The following is a 21,441-nucleotide window of genomic DNA, read 5'->3' on the forward strand; positions in this document are numbered from 1 at the left end:
CGCACCGCCGGCTATTTTTTGTCCTTGTCCTCGGGCTCCACCTGTCCGTTCCCCGATCAGCGCCATATGCTGCTCGTGGAAATGATAATAGTCATCCGTCATCGCACTAAGCCGGATCAGCCCTTCCACCGTGTTCTCCAGCTCGACGAACATACCAAAGCTCGTTACACTGCTGATAATGCCGGTGAATTCCTCCCCGACCTTGTCCAGCATGAACTCCGCTTTCTTGAGCTGTTCCGTATCGCGCTCCGCCTCCACGGCGACGCGCTCCCGCTCAGACGACTGCTGCGCAATGTCCTGCATGCGGCTGGCCAAATACTCCATCCGCGCTTCGCTTAGCGTCCCGCCGCTCTCAATCACCTCGCGGATGACCCGGTGGATGACCAAGTCCGGATACCGCCGGATCGGCGAGGTGAAGTGCGTATAGAACTCCGCCGCCAGCCCGAAATGCCCGGTGCTTTCCGCATCATACTTCGCCTGCTTCATGGAACGCAGCATCATCGTGCTGATCACCGTCTGCTCCTTCGTTCCCTGAATATCCTCGAGCAGTGTTTGCAGCGCACGCGGATGCACCTTATTGCCCTTGCCGCCTTTGACCGTATAACCGAAGTTAGCGACGAACGCCAGGAAATTCATTAACTTCTCTTGATCCGGATCCTCATGGATCCGATAAATAAACGGAACTTTCAGCCAATAAAAATGCTCCGCCACTGTTTCGTTCGCGGCCAGCATGAACTCCTCGATGATCTGTTCCGCGATCGAACGCTCGCGCTTCACGATATCCACCGGCTTGCCGTTCTCATCCACGATCACCTTCGATTCCACGAAGTCGAAGTCGACCGCCCCGCGCCGCATGCGGTTTGCCCGCAGCTTCAGCGCCAACTCCTTCATCAATTTGAACGTATCCACGAGATCCGCATACCGTTCCGTAACTTCTGGATCTTCCTCCTCCAGAATCTTGCGCACGTTCGTGTAAGTCATTCGCTCCTTCGTACGGATCACGCTGGTGAAAATATCGTGCTTCACGACCTTCATCATCTCGTTAAACTCCATTTCACAAGACAACGTGAACCGATCCACTTGCGGATTCAACGAACAGATCCCATTGGACAAGCGGTGCGGCAGCATCGGAATAACGCGGTCCACCAAGTATACGCTGCAGCCGCGGTTATAAGCTTCCTGATCGAGCTTTGAATTCTCTCGCACATAATACCCAACGTCCGCGATATGGACGCCCAGCTTAATATTCCCGTTGGGCAGACGCTCAACGTTTACGGCGTCATCCAGGTCCTTCGCATCCTCACCGTCGATCGTCACGATCACTTTGTCGCGTAAGTCCCGCCGGCCTTGACGAATGATCTCCGCCTCATCGATCACGTCGGGAACTTCCTGCGCTTCCGCCATCACGTCATCCGGAAAAGCTTCCGGCAACTGATGCTTGCGGATGATCGACAAAATATCAACGCCCGGATCGTCCTTATGCCCTAAAATCTCGATGACCCGCCCAACCGCCGCAGACCGTCCCTCGGGATACTCTACGATTTCAGCCACGACTTTCTCGCCATCAACTGCACCGCCAAAGCCTTCCCGCGGGATGAACAGATCCTTATTAATCCGTTTATCGTCTGGAATCACAAAACCAAACGACTCATTGTTCTGGAAGACGCCCACCACCTGCGTAATGGCCCGATGTACAATGCGTACAACCTCACCTTCCAGCTTGCCGCCGGCCGCGCTCTTGGAGCTGACGCGCACCAGCACCGTATCGCCGTTCATCGCACTCTTCAAATCATTGGCATGAATATAGACGTCCGGATGGTCACGATCCTCCGGGATCAGAAACGCAAAGCCCTTGGGATGGGCTTGCAAACGCCCGCGCACCAAGTCCATGCGTTCCGGAACCCCATAGCGATGAGTGCGAGTAAGAATAATTTGTCCATTTTGCTCTAACCGGTTGAGCATTTTCAGGAATTCCTTGAAATCGGCAGCATCGGTGATCCCAAAATGCTCCTCCAACTCCTGATACGTCATCGGTTTATATGCATTTTCCCGCATAAAAGCGAGCAAATCTTCTTCCGTAATTACTTTCAAATGATTTCACCTCAAACCCGGCTCGTCCCGCAGGGGCCGGGGTGTTATTTTGCATGATGTTTCCATGATCTTCCTCGCGGTGTATATCCCCTAGTATACACGAAATTCGGGTTTGGCATCCGTTTTCGCCCGGGAATGGATGAAATCGCTTGAATTTCATGAAAGAGCCTTCATTTTTATGAAAAAGCAACCGACATTATAAAGTAGGAATTCCACGAATTAGGAGAGGGAGAGGGTATGGAGAATAATCAAATTCTGCAACGACGCAATAAGTTATTCGTCAAAATTATATGGGGTATGGTCGCACTCGGCGTCCTAACCGACATTATGATTCAGGTGGACAATAAAGTTTTATTGACCTTGATCATCGTCGGCGGAATTTGTTGCTCCATCGCAACCTACATGACTTACGCCAACAAAGGAACCCGCTACGTCATGTTTGTCATTCCCGTAATTACCTCATTATTGACTTTTCTGCTGATCTATCAAGATCCCGATCCGATCATCAGCACGTATTTGCTCGTCTACGTGTGTATCGGCATCATGACGTTGTATTCGAACTACAAACCGATCATTTTGTCTGGTGTTTTGGGGATGGGGATTACCATTTATTTTTTCAATGTTCCCTTCTACCACGATAAATTATTCCCCCGCGAGTCGCTGAGCTACTTGCTGCTGTTCCTGGCGTTCCTGACCGTTGCTCTGGCTTTTGCTGCCCGGTTCAGTGAACGTCTGCAGAAGGATGTATTAACTCAACAGAAGGATACGATGGAGGCAAAACGCCGCAGTGACGAGCTGCTTTCGAAACTGCAAGCTTCACTAGATGTGCTGGGGCGTCTGAGCACTCAGCTGCGGGAGAACGTAACCGTCACAGGTTCCATCTCCAAAGAAATTACAACGACCTTTGGCAGCGTCTCTTCAACCTTGGAACGGCAGACACTGGGGTTACAATCTACGACTCAATCGGTGCAGGAGGTTGGGGGAGCCGTAGAGGTCACCGCCGAGATCTCGGCCCGTCTTCAAGAGTTATCCACGGACATGCTGAATAATACGGAAGCCGCCGGGGCGAAGATGAACGCCTTATCCGCACATATACAGCATCTGCAGCAGATCATTAACGACACCGTCGCCCAAATGCAGAAGCTTCGGGATCAAAACGAACAAGTCAGCCAAATTGTTGATACAATCCATGGCATCTCTGCCCAAACGAACCTGCTGGCGATGAACGCTGCGATTGAAGCGGCTCATGCCGGAGAGCATGGCAAAGGCTTTGCGGTGGTCTCCTCAGAAATTCGCAAACTGGCAGAGAACTCACAGCAAGCCACCCAGCGGATTAACGATATTCTGGCAGACGTCATTGGGCAAATCAACAACGTTGCTGAACAGATCACCCTCGGCTCCACAGCGGTTCATTCCGGACAGGAAGAAGCCCAAGAAGTCCAAAGCTACATGGGCAAAGTGTCTGACAATGCCCGCACAGTGAATGAACAATCGGGTGAAGTCGATCGCTCGGTACGGCAGATGCAGGACCGGTATACCAGCATTATGACGGAAGTAATGGAGATTGCCGAGAGCACCGAGCACAATATGAGTGCCGCTCAGCAAATCCTAGCTGGCATCGAAGCGCAAGACAGCAAAATTCACGAGATTGTAAGACACTATCAAGATCTCGACAACTTGATTCTCACCCTATCAACCACGGCCGCAGGGGTTACGACACAGGAGAGCACTCCTCAACCACCAACGGTGCCGTCCGGTTCCTCTTCAGGAGGAAGCAAACCTACTTCGAATTCGGCAGCCCCAGAAGTGAAGACGAATCAAGCTGAGCAGGTTTCCGTTTCGGCGGAACCTGCCAAAGAACCTGTTTCAGTAGGCTAGCAAACAACACGCAAAAAAAGGCTTGCCTCTTAGGCAAGCCTTTTCTTTTTATATGGATTATGTAGATAAGACCGTATTCATATTCATGGACTTGATCGTTTCTAAATACCAGTCAAACCGCTCTGGGTGCTCATAAAACTCTGAGGCATGAATAATGGCCGGTATGACGTCATCCCCTTTATAGAATTGGCGTTCCCCGACCTGGGTCAATGGTACATGAAAAGAGATCCGAAGTGCTCGGAACAAGGTGGGCTCAAGCAAGGTGACGTAATGGCGAATCCCGTTCTGCTCAGCAAACAACACGATCGTTGCTAGCAATCGGTTCAGGTTGCGGCCGCGATACTGCTTCAGCAACGCGACTTTATCCACCTCAGCAATCTCCCCTGGCCCAGAGCATAGGACAGCCGGATGATCGTCAAATGGCGCCAATTGATTTAACAGCCCGTCCGATTTCGGGACATAGGGTTTAAACTCTACGGTGCCCGCCGGTACCCCCGCCTCGTCATAGACGAGACAACGACCTAAGACGTTCTCAGCAAACTCCGGCTCAAAGCCTTTTTCCATCCAGGCCTCCATCCAAATCGAGTGAAACAAGGTTCCTTCCTCCAGCGTTTCCACTAGCTTGTACAAATTCCTTCCTCCTCTCATTGCATGTACCAAAATTGTAATATTTTAACGAATATTGAACCACGAAAATCCTACATAATCTAACATATATTACTAAATAATTCCTTTCAATATTGTTACACTTTTCTTTCATAACTAAAAACAAGGTTCTCTTACCGTGTCTTCACGGCGTGCAACGGTATCATTCGGGCGCTTATACTTTTGTCGTTGTCGGTCAGTTCTTTGTTGAAGCAATACGGATCTCCCTCTTTATTTACATTTTTCGCTGTCATCAAGTCCACCCTTATCCCATTCCTCCCCCTCTTTAACTGATTATCCCTTTGGTTCAGATGGGATGTTTTACGAGGATATCAACCTATATGGAATGGTGATCATCTGAGAGCTAAATAGAGAATTAGGTTAAAAATGGAATTTAATTCTTGATATAGGAACATACGTTTGGTATAATGAAGGAAAAGGAATGTACGTTCGTACGTTGGTTTAATGTTGTTTGAATTGGAGGGAGCAGGAATGGAGTTAGGTATGAATACGATTTCGGGGCCTTCATCAATCAGCAGCCGTTTTCAAAGTGAGGCAGATTGCATTGAGGCGATTATTTCGATGAAGTGGCCAAACGGCTTCGTTTGCCCGCGTTGTGCTTATACGGAGTGCATCCGCCTGTCCTCCCGCCGACTTCCTTTGTTCGAGTGTGGACGATGCGGCTATCAAGCGTCGCCTTTGGTTGGTACAATTTTTGAAAGAACCCATCTGCCCCTGGTAAAGTGGTTTCGTGCCCTCGAGTTATTCCTGCTTCCCGATGGCATCTCAGCGCTGCGGCTGAGTCAGATCATTGAAGTGACCTACAAGACCGCCTGGCTCATGCTGCACAAAATCCGTCACACCCTCAGCGAATGCGATGCCCAGCAACTCCTTTCTGGAGACGTGAAGGTCAACTGCGATCAATATGCGTATGATTCGTTACGCTATCATCCGGCTGCTCAGCCTTATGCCACCCCGGTTGTCGCCGGATGCACGGTCACGGAATCTGGCGAGCCGGAGCGAGTAAAGATCCAATTGATTTCACATAAAAGAGGAGACGGACAACGAGCCAACAAGCACGATGTCGCCGCGTTCATCCATAAGCATGTCGATGTCCCGACCTCCACCGTTCAGTCATTCCCTTTGGCATTTCGACTGTATTTGCCTTTGCGCAAAGAAGTTAGAGCGGCGTGGAATTCGCTGAAGCGCACGTATGTTGCCTTGGGGCTAACTCACTTGCAAGCCTATTTGAATGAGTACACCGTCCGCCGTTACCTTCGCATGTCCTTTTCCGAGGAAGCAATGCGTCAGAGCTTGCTGCAGATGTGCGTATCCATTCCAGCGATCCCTTACCGCAAATTGATCGCCCATCATCAGAATCATTTCATGGCGATTAATGCTGCCGCTTAATCGAAGCACCAGAACGTTCAGGAAATGGGCCAATGAGGTGCTATCGGGGTCTATCGGGGTCTATCGGGGTCTATCGGGGTCTATCGAGGTCTATCGTGTGTTACTACCTTGGGGCTATCTTGTGGCTATTAAGAGGCTATTCAGGGATTTATCTACAGGTTGGTTATTTAGGGGTTAGTAGGAGCGACTTGGAGTTATGGGTGAGTATGAAGGGTGAAACGTATGTATGAGACGGGTATGCGGGATGAGGCGCGTATGAAGCGTATATGAAGCTGTGTATGGAACGTGTATGAAGGCTCCATATGGACGGCATAAAGCTGCGTATGGAACGTGTATGAGGCTGTGTATGGAACGCGTATGAAGCATGTATGAAGTATATTTGAAGCACGTATGAGGCATATTTGAGGCGTTATGTTATTTATGCGCACAGACGTTCTGACGCAACGGGATATTCCTTAAGGGAAGCGGACAGAGACCCTATATTCCCGTGAGAGCACAACTAAAAAGCCCCCATCTCCCAAAAGAGACGAGGGCTTGCCTGACACAAAGTTTGATTTGCCTAGTCTAGTACGATAGCCACGACGATCGACAAGATGAAGAAGCCAACCGCCAATCCGACCGTGACTCGTTCGAGAACGAGCTCCATGCCGCGCGCTTTCGTTTTTCCGAAAAGATGTTCAGCACCCCCGGAGATGGCACCGGAAAGACCCGCGCTCTTCCCTTTCTGCAGCAACACGACTGCGATCAAACCGATCGAGAAAATAACGAGCAATACCTTCAACAAAATATCCATTCAATCCACCTCCTAAGTGAGAACATCTTTCATCTATACCATTGCTCAGAAATTTAGATACAAAAACAGCATTATTATTGTACCATAGCAATTCTGGGAAAACAACCGTTTTCCCTTAGATTAGCTGAGTTTATACACCCGTGCTTCATACGGCCGTAAATCGAGCTGCCGCACGTCTTCTCCCGCAGGCACGTCATAGTTAGCAATCAAGAGTTCTGCGGACTTCACCTCATCGATGCTCATGGCAACGGCTTCATCTGTCGTCCAAGTGAAGTGGGCCGGTTTATCGTAAAAATTCAAGACAACCAACAGCCGTTCTTCTCCAAGCGTGCGAGTATACGCATATACCTGCTGATCTTCCGGATTCAGCAGCTCGTAACGTCCGTATACGATCACCTCATGCTGTTTACGCAACTGAATTAATCGACGGTAATAGTGGAAAATCGAGTTGTCGTCCGCAAGCGCACGTTCCACATTGATTTCCTGATAGTTCGGGTTAACCGCCAGCCATGGCGTTCCTGTCGTAAAACCGGCATGCGGACTGTCGCCCTTCCATTGCATTGGCGTACGGGCATTATCCCGGCCCTTGGCATAGATCCCCTCCATGATCTGTTCTGTGGAGTACCCCTTCTCCAAGTACTCTTGGTACATATTCAACGTCTCGATATCGCGGTATTCGTCGATCGTCTCAAATCGTACGTTGGTCATGCCAATTTCTTCGCCTTGATAAATGTATGGTGTCCCTTGCAGCGTATGCAGGAGTGTAGCCAGCATTTTAGCCGACACATTATGGTATTCGCGGTCATTACCGAAACGCGATACCAGGCGTGGCTGGTCGTGGTTGTTCATATAAATGCTGTTCCACGCTCTCCCATCCAACATGGTCTGCCACTTCGAGAGGATTTGCTTGAGATCAACCAGTGTCCATGGTTTGGCCCACCACTTGCCATCCGGGCCCGAATCGATGCCCATCAGTTCAAACTGGAACACCATGTTGAGTTCATTCCGATCCGTCCCAGCGAATAAGATTGCATCTTCCGGCGTGACGTCCACCGTCTCACCTACCGTCATAATATCGTATTTAGACAACACCTCACGGTTCATTTCTTGCAGAAACTCATGAACCCTCGGGCCGTTAATGCAATTCCCTCCGTCCGCATGGTTTGGCAATCCCTCCGGTTTGGAGATCAGATTGATAACGTCCATACGGAATCCATCAATGCCCTTATCCAGCCACCAGGTCATCATATCGTAGACCTCACGACGCACCTTCGGGTTTTCCCAGTTGAGATCCGGTTGCTTCTTCGAGAACATATGCAGATAGTATTCATCGGAAGCTTCATCGTACTCCCAAGCCGATCCGCTGAAAAAGGATCCCCAGTCATTTGGTGCTTGCCCATCTTTGCCAGGACGCCAGATATAGTAATCCCGATACGGATTATCCTTCGATTTACGCGATTCCACGAACCAGTGATGTTCGTCTGAGCTGTGGTTCACAACCAAGTCCATGATCAGCTTCATGCCCCGTGCATGCAGCCCTTCCAGCAGCTCCTCCCAGTCTTCCATAGTTCCGAACTCATCCATGATCGATTGATAATTGCTGATATCGTACCCATTATCGTCATTCGGCGACTCGTAAACTGGGCAAAGCCAGACTACATCCACGCCCAAGAACTTCAAATAATCCAACTTCGAGATGATCCCGCGCAAATCGCCGACCCCATCCCCGTTACTATCCATAAAGCTGCGAGGATAAATTTGATAAACGACGCTTTCTTTCCACCATTTCTTGTCCACAATGCTTCTCCTCCATCTACCCTTAGATTCAGCCTAGTTTTTACCACTCATTTTTTCTATCTATCCAATGACTTCACAACGTAAACGTTTACTTTCAACTATATTACCGTCCTGCCAACTTGTCAATGACAATGCGCAAAAAGGATCTCTAACGTTCAAAGCCCCTGCTTGTAAATCCAAGCAGGGGCTTTGCGTCAGGCCGGAATCATCATCCGGCTGTCCTTCTTAACGATGAGCTTTCAGGTTGTAGAAGGATTTCAGGCCGTTGTATTGAGCCAAGTCTGCCAATTGATCTTCGATGCGAAGCAATTGGTTGTATTTCGCGATACGGTCCGTACGGGACGGAGCACCGGTTTTGATTTGGCCAGCGTTTGTTGCTACAGCGATATCGGCAATCGTGCTGTCTTCGGATTCACCGGAACGGTGGGATACAACCGCAGTGTAACCAGCGCGTTTTGCCATTTCGATAGCGTCGAACGTTTCGGTCAACGTACCGATTTGGTTTACTTTGATCAGGATCGAGTTACCGATACCCTCTTTGATACCTTTATACAAACGTTCGGTGTTGGTTACGAACAGGTCGTCACCGACGAGTTGAATTTTGCTGCCCAATTTCTCAGTGAGCAATTTCCAACCTTCCCAATCGTCCTCAGCGCAGCCGTCTTCGATTGTGATGATCGGGTATTTTTCAACCCAAGAAGCGAGCAGGTCCACAAATTCAGCGGAAGTAAAGGATTTGCCTTCGCCTTCCAGATGGTATTTACCGTCTTTGTAGAACTCAGTGGAAGCAACGTCCATACCCAGGAATACGTCTTTACCTGGAGTATAGCCAGCTTTCGTAATAGCTTCCATGATCGAGGACAATGCGTCTTCGTTGGAAGAGAAGTTTGGTGCAAAGCCGCCTTCATCGCCTACAGCCGTGTTCAGGCCTTTAGCTTTCAGAACGGATTTCAGGTTGTGGAAGATTTCAGCACCTGTACGGAGCGCTTCTCTAAAGGAAGGAGCACCTACTGGCAGGATCATGAACTCTTGTACGTCTACGTTGTTGTCCGCATGCGCGCCGCCGTTCACGATGTTCATCATCGGAACTGGAAGCTGCTTCGCGTTAAATCCGCCCAGGTAAGCGTACAGCGGCAGATCCAATGCATCAGCTGCTGCGCGAGCTACTGCCATGGAAACGGCCAGGATCGCGTTAGCGCCCAGTTTACCTTTGTTTGGCGTGCCGTCCAATTCGATCATCAATTTGTCGATGCCGACTTGGTCCAGCGCGTCCATGCCAATCACTTCAGGAGCGATGATCTCGTTAACGTTCTTAACAGCGTTCAGTACGCCTTTGCCCAGGTAACGAGTTTTGTCGTCATCGCGAAGCTCTACAGCTTCGTGCGCACCTGTGGATGCACCGGAAGGTACGATAGCGCGGCCCATAGCGCCGGATTCAAGATAAACTTCAACTTCAACAGTTGGGTTCCCGCGGGAGTCCAGGACTTCGCGAGCGTATACGTCAGAAATAATCGTCATGTTTACAGTCTCCTTTTTAAGTAGTTATTCCATTCAAATGGTGATCTATGTTCTTACGCCTTGCGGCTGGCAATCATCGATTGACCGGTCATTTCCGGCGGCTTCGGCAAGCCCATCAGGTCGAGCAGCGTTGGAGCTACGTCGGCGAGGATGCCTTTATCGCGAAGCACTACGTTCTCGTCGGTTACGATAAACGGTACCGGATTCGTGGTGTGCGCCGTATACGGACGACCTTCATCGTCGATTTCCATATCCGCATTCCCGTGGTCAGCAATAATGACAACCACTCCGCCTTTGGCTTTGACCGCGTCTACGACTTTACCTACGCACTCGTCCGTCACTTCAACCGCTTTGATCGTCGGTTCCATTTTACCGGAGTGACCAACCATATCTGGGTTTGCGAAGTTCAGGATGATCGCATCGTGTACATCGGATTCAATTTCCTTCACGCAAGCTTCAGCAACTTCATAAGCGCTCATTTCCGGTTTCAGGTCGTAAGTTGCGACTTTCGGAGAGTTAATGAGCACGCGTTTTTCGCCTGGCAGCTCTACATCGCGTCCGCCGCTGAAGAAGAAGGTGACGTGCGGATATTTTTCCGTTTCCGCAATCCGCAGTTGTTTCTTCCCATGTTGAGCTAACACTTCGCCAAACGTATTGTCGAGATCCTTCGGCTTGTACGCAACGTACCCATTCACCGTTTCTGCAAACAGCGTCAAGCAGACGAAATGCAGGTCTGTCGGGAATTTAGGGCCGCGATCGAAGCCTTGGAAATCTTTGTTCGTAAATACGTTGGACAGCTGGATCGCACGGTCTGGACGGAAGTTCAAGAACACAACGGAGTCGCCGCTCTCAACTTGTGCGATCGGCTCGCCTTTGTCATCCACAATGACAGTTGGCATCACGAATTCGTCATAGACCGATTTCTCGTACGATTCCGTTACGGCTTTAATCGGATCAGTATATTTTGGACCTTCCGCATAAACCATGGCCCGGTACGATTTCTCGACGCGGTCCCAACGTTTGTCGCGGTCCATCGCATAGTAACGGCCTTGGACGGTGGCAATCTTGCCTACGCCAAGCTCGTTCATCTTAGCGATCAATTGCTCGAGGAAGCCTTTAGCGCTGTCTGGAGCAACGTCGCGGCCGTCCAGGAATGCATGCACATAAACTTCGTGCATTTCTTCCTTCTTCGCCAGTTCCAGCATCGCGAACATGTGCTCGATGTGGCTGTGAACGCCGCCGTCGGACAGAAGGCCGTACAGATGCAGCTTCTTGCCCTTCGATTTCGCGCTGCGCACCGCATCTACCAGCGTTTCGTTCTTGAAGAATTCCCCTTCGCGAATCGATTTGGAGATCCGAGTCAAGTCTTGGTAAACAATCCGGCCGGCGCCGATGTTCAAGTGACCTACTTCGGAGTTCCCCATTTGCCCTTCTGGCAAACCAACGGCTTCCCCGCTGGCTGTCAGCGTAGTGTTCGGATATTGCTTCAAATAACGGTCATAGTTCGGCTTCTTCGCTTGGGCAACCGCGTTGCCTTCCACTTTGTCGCGAAGTCCGAATCCGTCCATGATGATCAGAGCTACTGGTCTTGGAGCCGTCATTTATTTCGCCCCCTCAACGAGCTGGATGTACGATTCTGGCTGCAGGCTGGCACCGCCGACAAGAGCGCCGTCGATGTCGCTTTGGCCCATATACTCCTTCACGTTTTCCGGTTTTACGCTGCCGCCGTATTGAATGCGGATTTTCGCCGCTACGTCGTCACCGTAAAGCCCCTGAACCAGGCTGCGGATGTAGGAAATCACTTCGTTCGCATCTTGTGCGGTCGAGGATTTGCCCGTACCAATTGCCCAAATCGGTTCATACGCAATCACCACTTGCGCTGCTTGCTCTGCCGTCAGGCCTTTCAAAGCCGCTTCGGTTTGAACTTTCACGACTTCTTTCGTTTGGCCAGCTTCACGCTCTTCGAGCTTCTCGCCAACGCAAGGGATCGGGGTCAAGCCATGTTTGAAGGCAGCCAAGATCTTCTTGTTGACGATTTCGTCGGTTTCACCGAAATATGCCCGGCGCTCGGAATGGCCGATGATCACATAGTCCACGCCAAGCTCTTTCAGCATGCGGCCGCTGATTTCGCCGGTGAAAGCTCCTTCGTCTTCAAAGTGCATGTTTTGTGCGCCGATTTTGATCGACGTGCCTTTCGCAGCTTCTACCAAAGCCGGAAGGTTCGTGAACGGAGCACAAATAACGCTCTCAACGCCAGCAACCTCCGCTTTCCCTTTTACGGCTTCGAAGAAGGCTTTGGCTTCGGAAACGGTTTTGAACATTTTCCAGTTTCCGGCGATAATTGGTGTTCTCACAGAGCCCACTCCTTTTATTTCATAGAGGTAGCTCAAAAAACGAACTTTGATCACGATGTATCTCGTGATGCGGAAGTGCTGAAAGCTCGTTTTTTGAGCCTTGATCTAGCTACTTATTCTTACTTGTCGTTCAATGCTACAACGCCTGGAAGTGCTTTGCCTTCCATGAATTCCAGGGAAGCGCCGCCGCCTGTGGAGATGTGGTCCATTTTGGAAGCCAGATTGAACTTCTCAGCAGCTGCTGCGGAATCCCCGCCGCCGATGATGGTGTAGCCTTCCGTTGTTGCGCAAGCTTCTGCCACTTCTCTGGTCCCGTTAGCGAAAATGTCCATCTCGAACACGCCCATCGGTCCGTTCCATACGACCAACTTGGAGTTCTTGATGATTTCAGCATACTTCGCACGAGTCTTCGGCCCGATGTCCACGCCTTCCCAATCTGCAGGAATGCTGTCGATATCCACGGCTTTGTGGTTTGCGGTTGGGCTGAAGTCATCTGCTACGATGCAGTCGACAGGAAGAAGGAAGTTTTTACCCAGCTTCTTCGCTTTCTCGATGAAGCCAAGAGCAACGTCGAGTTTAGAATCATCCAGAAGCGATTTGCCGATTTCGTAACCTTGAGCTTTGAAGAAGGTATACGCCAAGCCGCCGCCAATCAACACGTTGTCTGCGATATTCAGCAGGTTGTCGATGACGTCGATCTTGTCTTTTACTTTCGAACCGCCGATAATTGCGGTGAAAGGACGATCCGGGTTCGTCAAGGCTTTGCCGAGAACGGACAATTCTTTCTCCATCAGCAAGCCGGATACGGCTGGCAGATAATGAGCGATTCCTTCGGTCGAAGCATGCGCACGGTGTGCGGCACCAAATGCGTCGTTGACGAACAGGTCAGCCAGCTCAGCGAATTGTTTCGCGAGTTCTGGATCGTTCTTCTCTTCGCCTGGGTAGAAACGTACGTTTTCAAGCACAAGAACGTCGCCGTTGTTCATTGCATTGACTTTCGCTTTCACTGCTTCCCCAACAGCTTCATCGACTTTCGCTACTTCTTTGCCAAGCAGCTCGCTCAAGCGTTTTGCCGGCAGCGTAAGCCGCATATCTTCGTTCACTTGGCCTTTCGGACGGCCCAAATGGCTCGCAAGAATGACTTTTGCGCCTTGTTCAACCAAGTATTTGATTGTTGGCAGCGTTTCGCGAATCCGGGTGTCGTCAGTAATTTGACCATCTTGCATCGGTACATTGAAATCTACGCGAACAAACACGCGTTTGCCGGTGACTTCCACATCACGTACACTTTTCTTGTTCATCTCCACGTTCCTCCTAAACGATATGCGCGGGTCTCCCAGACCAAAAAATGCGCATCTACGGCTTTGTCTTGGTTCCTCTCCTAAATAAAACGCAATGAAACGAATCTCTATCTATAACTTTATTGGGTGTGTGTGAATGCCGTATTACATGCAAGAACCAAAGAGGAGTCCTGAACAGGTTGCTCCTCTTTGGGATGAATCTCTAATATGGGTAACTGCTTATTTTACTTTTTTCGCGAAGTATTCCAGCGTGCGAACCAATTGAGCAGTGTAGGACATTTCGTTGTCATACCAAGCTACTGTTTTAACCAGTTGTTGGTCGCCGACAGTCAATACTTTCGTTTGTGTAGCGTCGAACAGGGAACCGAAAGTCATACCTTTGATGTCCGAAGATACGATTTCGTCTTCAGTGTAACCGAAAGTTTCAGGGTCGGATGCAGCTTTCATTGCAGCGTTAACTTCGTCCGCAGTTACTTTCGTTTTCAGAACGGATACCAGCTCAGTCAAGGAACCAGTTGGAACCGGTACGCGTTGTGCAGCGCCGTCCAATTTGCCTTGCAGTTCAGGGATAACCAGGCCGATCGCTTTTGCAGCACCTGTAGTGTTAGGGATGATGTTCTCAGCAGCTGCGCGAGCACGACGGAAGTCACCTTTCGCATGCGGAGCATCCAGCGTGTTTTGGTCGCCAGTGTAAGCATGGATGGTTGTCATCAAGCCTTCAACGATACCGAATTTATCATTCAGTGCTTTAGCCATTGGAGCCAAGCAGTTCGTCGTACAAGAAGCACCGGAGATTACGGTTTCTGTACCGTCGAGGATTTCATGGTTTACGTTGTAAACGATGGTTTTCATGTCGCCAGTAGCTGGAGCGGAGATAACAACTTTCTTCGCGCCGCCTTTCAGGTGAAGCTCAGCTTTTTCTTTCGTTGTGAAGAAGCCTGTGCACTCCAGAACGATGTCAACGCCAAGCTCGCCCCAAGGCAATTCTTCAGGGTTGCGGTTAGCCAGAACTTTAACTTCTTTGCCGTTAACTTTGAAGAATCCATCGTGTACTTCGATGTCGCCTTCGAAGCGGCCTTGAGTTGTATCATATTTCAACAAATGAGCCAACATTTTTGCATCTGTCAGGTCATTGATTGCTACGACTTCAATACCTTCAACGTTTTGAATGCGGCGGAAAGCCAAGCGTCCAATACGTCCAAAACCGTTAATCCCTACTTTTACACTCATTGATAGTTCCTCCCAGTGTTTGATTTTTTATTATTCAAGACAGGCCGGATAAAACCCGTCATGAGTAAACCTATTTAGCCCCGGATCCGTTGATCAACTCGCTTACGATCTCTTGCGCCGCCGCTTCATCGGTCACTAGGATATCCTCTTGGCCAAACCGCAATACGGCATGGATCGCTCTCGCTTTGCTCTTGCCGCCTGCAATGCCGATCACCGTCTCGGTCTGCATAATATCCTCGAGACGCAGGCCTAAGGTCAGCATTTTGTGCACGACGACGCCGTCCTCATTAAAGTAATATCCAAATGATTCCGCGAGCGCACCTTCTCTTCGGATTTCTTCGACCATGCTTGGCTCCAGCTTGCGCCGACGTGCCATCTCCATAGCGTCTCCGACCCCGTGCACTACGATACGCGCCTGTCGGATCATGTCCACGATATCCTGGATATTCGGATCGTGTACCAATGACTCGTAAGCTTCCTTCCCCAACAGATCAGGGACATGCAGCAAACGATACCCCGCACCCACGCGCTTCGCCATACCGGAAGCTATCGTGTTCGCTTGGATTTCCAGGCTCTCGCCAAGACCTCCGCGTGCCGGTACGAACCAGCTCTGCTTCATCGTGACGTTAGGCGGCGGATTCAGCTGATCTGCGACTTCCGCCAGCGTCGTGCCGCCGGTTACCGCAACCACCTCATCCCCACGCATGACACTAAGCAGCGCTTTGGCGCCTGCGCGCCCCAACTCCCGCTTCACCAGCGGAGAGGCTTCACAATCTCCGGGTACAATCACTACTTTGCGCAGCCCATAATGCTGACGGATCGTCTCCTCCAGGTTGGAGAGGCCAAACAATTCTTTGACGACCGGCTCCAAATCCTCTAGCAACCGCCGTCCCGCGTCGCTGATTCTCATGCCTATATTCTCGATTTCTATCAGGCCTTGGGCCTTCAGGAGATCCGTCTCGGCACGCAACACACGCTCCGTCATGTCCAGCGAATTCGCCAAGGTTCTACGGCCAATGACATCAGACAACATGATCTGGTGAAGTATGGTGTACCTTTTCTTGAGAATGTCCATGAGATCAGGAAGAAGCTGCTTTTGAATCTCTAATATGTTTCGCATGCTTTCCACTCCTGCAAGCTTCGTCTTCTCTCTCCATCTCCTGGCCTTAAAATGTCCCGGGATAACTTTTTAAGTCCCACTGCTATTTTACTCAATATTCTCCTTAGTTGCAAGCCTGACGTCCGTATCATTTACTTTCTTCGGAGCAGTTATACCCCTAGGCACAAAGAATCCCGCAAGAACCTGACATTTGAATCAGAGAATTGTCGAAAAATAGGCCAGCTGTGTCCCGCAAGATTGCGGATGAGGGGATAAGTTCGGTCATTTTCATAGAAAAAAAACCCTCCCGTATGGGAGAGCCTCTTCGAATATCTACATCATTTTATGGTTTCTCCATGGTTCAATTGTTCAGTCGGATCGACAATGCGCTTTTGGATTCCATCCGCAAACTCGGCAATTCAGTCCCCCGGAGACGCAAGCGAACGTCAGACGCCTGCTCGCCGTCATTAAATAATACAATCCCAATCGAATCGTCCATATTGCGGAAAGCGACGGAACGAATCGAGGGCTGGTCCGACTCGGCGGCGATTCTAACGGCCATCGGGCGGATCACTGTGCTGAAATGGGCCAGCGCATAATAGTCCAGCGTATACTCGAGCTCGCGGGTCTGCTGGTTCACCGTTACGATCCCGCGGCAGGTGCTGCGGCCAAAGCCTGGGACGGTCGGACCATTCTGCTCATCTAAAGCCATATTCCAAAGCACCAGCGATTGGCTGTGATTTCGCAAGATCTCAATCCCCGTCCGCATGACATTGGAGAACGCCGGTTCAAACGCCGGAATCCATTCCCCGCCGGAGCCTTCAGTGAAATGAACCTCTTTGTCCGGGAAAGCCTCCTTCACTTGGCTTTGCGCTGAGGCTTCCCCACCATACCAATGCCACGCCACCCCATCGACGGCTTCGCCTGCTTCCTGCAGCACGGAGAGCGGATACTCCGGCCGATCCCAGTTATGGTCATACGCCAAAATCTTCGTGGAAAAGCCATGCTTCACAAAAGCCGGCTTCAGATAATTTTTCACAAAATCCGTCTGCATCTCAGCCGTCATTAGCATCCCCGGATAATGCCCAGGCACATACAGCGGTTCGTTCTGCGGCGTCACAGCATAAATGAACAACCCGTGCTTAGCGTATGATTCGATATAACGGACAAAATAGTTCGCGTACGCTTCGTAATACTCCTTCTTCAGTTCCCCGCCGATCATGGAACCGCTCGTTTTCATCCAGCCCGGTGCGCTCCAAGGGGAGCCAAACAGCTTGATGGACGGATTTAAAGCCAGCGCCTCTTGTAGAAGCGGTATGACATCAGCTTCATCATGTTCGATCGAGAACCGCTGCATTTCCGGATCGGTCTCCCCTTCAGGCAAATCGTTGTAGCTATAGAAGAAACGGGCATAGTCAGAGGCCCCCATCGGATTGCGCAACACGGATAGGCCGATGCCCTCCTCCGGGTCAAACAGCTTCTTCATCAAGATGGATCGCTGCTCTTCGGGAAGCACCTGATGAATCAGATAGGCAGCCGAATCGGTAAAAGACGCCCCAAACCCATCCATCGTCTGATAAGTGACGCTTCCGTCCAATCGGACCTCGACCTCCACGGCAGCCGAATCCGTCGGCCGCAGTTGTTCCTCTGTTGTACGGACAAAAAGGGATTGTTCTCCAGTGGAATAATAAATATCAAGCTCACGCATGCTGTTTCCCTCCACTTCTTTTAATGGGCTCGGTTATTTGAGGCCAAGTTTCTCTTTATTGGCTTTCATTTTCTCCGTACGGATTTGCACGATTTTATCCCAACCGTTGTCCTCAAGGAACTTCTTGTAGTTGTTAAGCGTGCTTTGGAACTCTTCGTCGCTCTTCGCGCGAATCAGGCTGACCATCGTCGTGTTCCAAGTCGTGTTAATCACGGTTAAGGAGCGGGCTTCTGGAGATCCGGCATCCGGATTGATATTTTCAAGAACGAAGTGAGGGTACAGCTTCCCTTTGCCCCACTCTTGCATTTGCTTGATCGAATCCGGGAATGCATCGGCACTAAGCGCTTTATGGCGGTCATGGCCAAAGAACATAAACTCACCCATGCGGTATTCCTTCTTGAATTTATCCGCATCCTTCTGCTGCAGCTCTTTCACTTCCGGCGTAAATTGGACCGTGCCGTCCGCATTTTTCGTATAGGTCTCGCCTTCGATGCCGTAGTTCATCAGCATTTGGCCTTCTTCATCCAACAGGTACGTGAAAATTTGAATCGCCTTCGCCGGGTCTTTACATTGCTTCGTGATAAAGCTGATCATCCAGCCGGTTATCCCGGATTGGTTCAGCTTCGGCGTGTTGCCCACTGTGCTTTGCGGTCCGTCGATTGCCAGGTAGGCTTGATCCGGATGGGCGGTGGCGAAGATTTGCAAATTACCGCCTTGCTGCGGCGTTCCGTCCAGCAACATCGTGGCGTATTTGCCAGCTTTCACTTTCTCTTCAAAAGCCGGGCCGTCATCAGCAAAGCTGTCGTCGCTGATATTGCCAGCTCTATGAACTTCATTTAACGTTTTGAGCCAAGTCAGATAATCTTCGTCCAGATTGCGGTTGTAGAACTCGCCGTTCTCCGTTTCCAGCGGTACGCCAAGGAAGTCTTGGAACACATCCCCCAAGGAGCCCGTCCCTTCGCCAATTGAGTTAAATCCAAACGGAATCAGTTCCGGGAATTTGTCTTTAATTTGCTGCATCACATTTTTGAATTCCTCAGGGGTACCGAACTTAGGCTCACCCAGCGCTTCATACACGTCCTTGCGAATCACAAAGGCGGTCTTCGCAGGAATGTTACCGCTGTCATAATCGGCCTGAGTGTTAGAGTAGTTCGGATAACCGTACGTATTGCCGTCCTCTTGCTTAAACCAGTTGAGCGTATCTTGCGCAGCGACTTTGTTGAAATAAGGGTCGTATTTTTCCGCCAGCTCGTTCAGCGGTAAGGCCCAGGAAGAGGCCTTCTGCACGACGGCCGAATTGGAATCGAATACGGTGATCAAGTCCGGCATGTCGCTTCCGGCAAAAAACGTATTCAGCTTGGTGTCATCGCCGGTAATAAATTTGATATCAATATTCAAATCTTCCTTGATCTTCTTCGTGACCACATCATTACCGAAATCGGTATTCCACCAATCGGCGTTCACGTACCAAGTCAGCTGGGTTGGCTCTTCTTTCTTATCCAGCTTCCAGGCCGGCGTATTCGCGTCCAAGGCATAGCGATCATCCAGCGATACCTCTTTGGCTGCCTTCGAGCTGCCGCCGGAGCCGCCGCATCCGGTAACAATCAGCGCAGCGGTGAGCAGAGCAGCGCATGCGGTCATCCCTTTTCTTGCAAGACTTTTGTTCAACTTAAGCATTCGTTGTACCCTCCTTTTTTTGTAAGAAGCATAGCTAGTCCAACTCGCTGATCAAGCCTAGCGTTTCATGCGGATGCGTTACTCCTTCACCGCCCCCAGCATCATGCCCGAGATGAAGTACCTTTGTAATAATGGATAAATCACAACAATCGGCAAAGTCGTAATCACAATTGTTGCGAGTTGAACTCCTTTGGTCGTCGTTTCAATCACGACGGAACCCGCGATGTTCTGCATCGATTGGGTTTGGGACTGCACAATGATTTCGTACAGCTTCATTTGCAGCGGATACAGGTATTCATCTGTGATGTACAGCTTGGTTGTCAAAAAGTCGTTCCACTGACTCACCCCGTTGAACAGAGCGATGGTCGCCATCGCCGGCATAGATAACGGGATAAAGATTTTCAGGAAAATTCCCCAGTCACCGGCACCGTCGATTTTGGCGGATTCCTCCAGGGAATCAGGCACGTTACGAAAGAAATTCATTAAGATCACGACATCGTAATAACTGAACAAAGCCGGAATGATATACACCCAGAAGCTGTTCAGCAGCCCCAGGGATTTAATCAGCAAGTACGTCGGGATCATGCCGCCTGAGAAAAACATCGTAATAACGCCCATCGTCACGTACAGCTTGCGACCGCGGACATTGTTCTTGCTAAGACCGTAGCCGATCATCGCACAGAAGAAGACGTGAGTCACAACGCCGATCACCGTCTTGAGGACCGAGATCAGGAACGACTGCCAAATCGTATCGTCTCGAAACACCGCCTGGTAGTTCTCCAAGGAAAACTCCTTAGGCCAGAAGACAAACCCGCCTTCGGCAAGAGCTCTTCCCGAACTAAAGGAAGAAACAATGACGTTCCAGAGCGGAATCACAATAACGATCGTAAATATGATCAGGACCGTCGCGTTCACCGTATCAAAGATTCTGCTGTCGAGATCCCGTTTGAGCACCTTTCGATTCATGGCTGCTGCTCCTTCCTTACAGGACAGATTGATTATCGTTGAGTTTGCTGGTCACCTTATTTGCCAGCACCAACAAAATGACCGATACGACCGAAACCCCAAGTCCAACGGCGGTCGCGTAGGAGAAGTCCCCCTGCGTTAACCCCATCCGGTACACATAGGAGTTAATCACCTCGGCCCTTTCACGGTTCTGAGAGTTCATCAGCACCAAGGTTTGGTCCAGGTTGGAGCCAAGCAGGCCGCTGATGGTCAGAATCAGGTTCAAGCTGATAATCATCCGCATATTGGGCAGCGTGATGTTCCAAATTTGCCGGAGCCGGCTTGCCCCGTCGATCTTCGCAGCTTCATAATAGGTCGGGTCGATCTTGGCCATGATAGCGAGGTATAGGATCGTACCCCAGCCCGCCTCTTTCCAGACATCCGAAAGCACCGCGATCCACCAATACTTGCCCGGATCAAGCAGGATATTTTGCGGCTTCGAGATCAAGCCCAAGTCCAGTAGCAGTTGGTTGAACATCCCGGTCGTCGAAAACCAGGTGATCAGCATCCCGCCAAGTACGATCCAGGACAAAAAGTGCGGCAGGTACGAGATCGTCTGCACGATTTTTTTGAACCGCCCCATCCCGACCTCGTAGATCATAATCGCGAGAATAATCGGGATCACGAAGCCGATGGCCAGCTTCAGGAAGCTGATCCCCAGCGTATTCACCACGGATTCCCAGAAGTATTTGTCGGTGGCGATAATCTTGAAGTTGTCCAAGCCTACCCATGGAGCGGAGCTTAACGTATCGATGACGGTATAATTTTTGAAAGCGATCGTTAGTCCGTAGATGGGAATGTAGCAAAAAATAATCATAAAAATAATGCCCGGCCAGATCATCGACTGGATTTCCCACTGCCTGCCGAAATCGATAAAGAACTGTTTCACTCGGATTCTCATCGGCTTTTTGGCTGACGCAGTTGACTTCGCCATT

16 protein-coding genes are annotated in these 21,441 nt (G+C 50.3%); 2 read left to right on the top strand and 14 right to left on the bottom strand.

Going from position 1 to position 21,441, the window contains the following annotated elements; all coding sequences use genetic code 11:
• The coding region (gene rnr, locus RW092_RS20395) for a ribonuclease R (protein ID WP_316011119.1) at window positions 1-2,091 on the bottom strand (2,091 nt) is incomplete at its 3' end.
• Window positions 2,092-2,328: 237 nt separating this feature from the next.
• Here rnr and RW092_RS20400 point away from each other — a divergent pair.
• Entirely contained in the window at window positions 2,329-3,969 is a 1,641-nt protein-coding gene (locus RW092_RS20400) for a methyl-accepting chemotaxis protein (RefSeq protein ID WP_316011120.1), read from the top strand.
• Between the two features lie 57 nt (window positions 3,970-4,026).
• On the opposite strand, the gene RW092_RS20405 is transcribed toward RW092_RS20400, so the two are convergent.
• The gene (locus tag RW092_RS20405; protein WP_316011121.1) at window positions 4,027-4,599 is read right to left on the bottom strand and encodes a GNAT family N-acetyltransferase; all 573 of its coding nucleotides are present in this window, start codon (window positions 4,597-4,599) and stop codon (window positions 4,027-4,029) included.
• Window positions 4,600-5,106: 507 nt separating this feature from the next.
• Between RW092_RS20405 and RW092_RS20410 the strand changes: the two genes are divergently transcribed.
• On the top strand, window positions 5,107-6,024 hold the full coding sequence (locus RW092_RS20410) for a transposase (protein ID WP_316011122.1): 918 nt from the start codon (window positions 5,107-5,109) through the stop codon (window positions 6,022-6,024).
• A gap of 559 nt (window positions 6,025-6,583) precedes the next feature.
• Here RW092_RS20410 and secG read toward each other — a convergent pair.
• The 12 genes from secG to RW092_RS20470 form a co-directional block, all read right to left on the bottom strand.
• Window positions 6,584-6,817 carry a preprotein translocase subunit SecG gene (gene secG, locus RW092_RS20415; protein WP_016313998.1) on the bottom strand — a complete coding sequence of 78 codons (234 nt, stop codon included), beginning with the start codon at window positions 6,815-6,817 and terminating at the stop codon, window positions 6,584-6,586.
• Between the two features lie 120 nt (window positions 6,818-6,937).
• Window positions 6,938-8,614 (bottom strand): glycoside hydrolase family 13 protein, encoded by a 1,677-nt coding sequence (locus tag RW092_RS20420; protein ID WP_028538506.1) that lies wholly within the window; start codon window positions 8,612-8,614, stop codon window positions 6,938-6,940.
• A gap of 225 nt (window positions 8,615-8,839) precedes the next feature.
• Window positions 8,840-10,132, bottom strand: a complete 1,293-nt coding sequence (eno, locus tag RW092_RS20425; RefSeq protein WP_009224970.1) for a phosphopyruvate hydratase — start codon at window positions 10,130-10,132, stop codon at window positions 8,840-8,842.
• Between the two features lie 53 nt (window positions 10,133-10,185).
• On the bottom strand, window positions 10,186-11,733 hold the full coding sequence (gene gpmI / locus RW092_RS20430) for a 2,3-bisphosphoglycerate-independent phosphoglycerate mutase (protein ID WP_016314000.1): 1,548 nt from the start codon (window positions 11,731-11,733) through the stop codon (window positions 10,186-10,188).
• Window positions 11,734-12,486, bottom strand: coding sequence for a triose-phosphate isomerase (gene tpiA, locus RW092_RS20435; protein ID WP_016314001.1), 753 nt, complete (start codon window positions 12,484-12,486; stop codon window positions 11,734-11,736). It lies immediately after the preceding gene.
• 119 nt (window positions 12,487-12,605) lie between these two features.
• Window positions 12,606-13,787, bottom strand: coding sequence for a phosphoglycerate kinase (locus RW092_RS20440; protein WP_016314002.1), 1,182 nt, complete (start codon window positions 13,785-13,787; stop codon window positions 12,606-12,608).
• 219 nt (window positions 13,788-14,006) lie between these two features.
• The gene (gap, locus tag RW092_RS20445) at window positions 14,007-15,017 is read right to left on the bottom strand and encodes a type I glyceraldehyde-3-phosphate dehydrogenase (protein ID WP_028538507.1); all 1,011 of its coding nucleotides are present in this window, start codon (window positions 15,015-15,017) and stop codon (window positions 14,007-14,009) included.
• Window positions 15,018-15,087: 70 nt separating this feature from the next.
• Entirely contained in the window at window positions 15,088-16,137 is a 1,050-nt protein-coding gene (locus RW092_RS20450; protein ID WP_016314004.1) for a sugar-binding transcriptional regulator, read from the bottom strand.
• Window positions 16,138-16,477: 340 nt separating this feature from the next.
• Complete coding sequence (locus RW092_RS20455) at window positions 16,478-17,824, bottom strand: glycoside hydrolase family 30 protein (protein WP_316011123.1); 1,347 nt, start codon at window positions 17,822-17,824, stop codon at window positions 16,478-16,480.
• 33 nt (window positions 17,825-17,857) lie between these two features.
• Window positions 17,858-19,501 (bottom strand): type 2 periplasmic-binding domain-containing protein, encoded by a 1,644-nt coding sequence (locus RW092_RS20460; RefSeq protein ID WP_316011124.1) that lies wholly within the window; start codon window positions 19,499-19,501, stop codon window positions 17,858-17,860.
• Between the two features lie 78 nt (window positions 19,502-19,579).
• Window positions 19,580-20,467, bottom strand: a complete 888-nt coding sequence (locus RW092_RS20465) for a carbohydrate ABC transporter permease (RefSeq protein ID WP_016314007.1) — start codon at window positions 20,465-20,467, stop codon at window positions 19,580-19,582.
• Between the two features lie 16 nt (window positions 20,468-20,483).
• Entirely contained in the window at window positions 20,484-21,440 is a 957-nt protein-coding gene (locus tag RW092_RS20470) for an ABC transporter permease (RefSeq protein WP_016314008.1), read from the bottom strand.
• Between the last annotated feature and the right edge of the window lies 1 nt (window position 21,441).

The sequence above is a fragment of the Paenibacillus sp. 3LSP genome (assembly GCF_032465655.1).
GTDB lineage: Bacteria > Bacillota > Bacilli > Paenibacillales > Paenibacillaceae > Fontibacillus > Fontibacillus barengoltzii.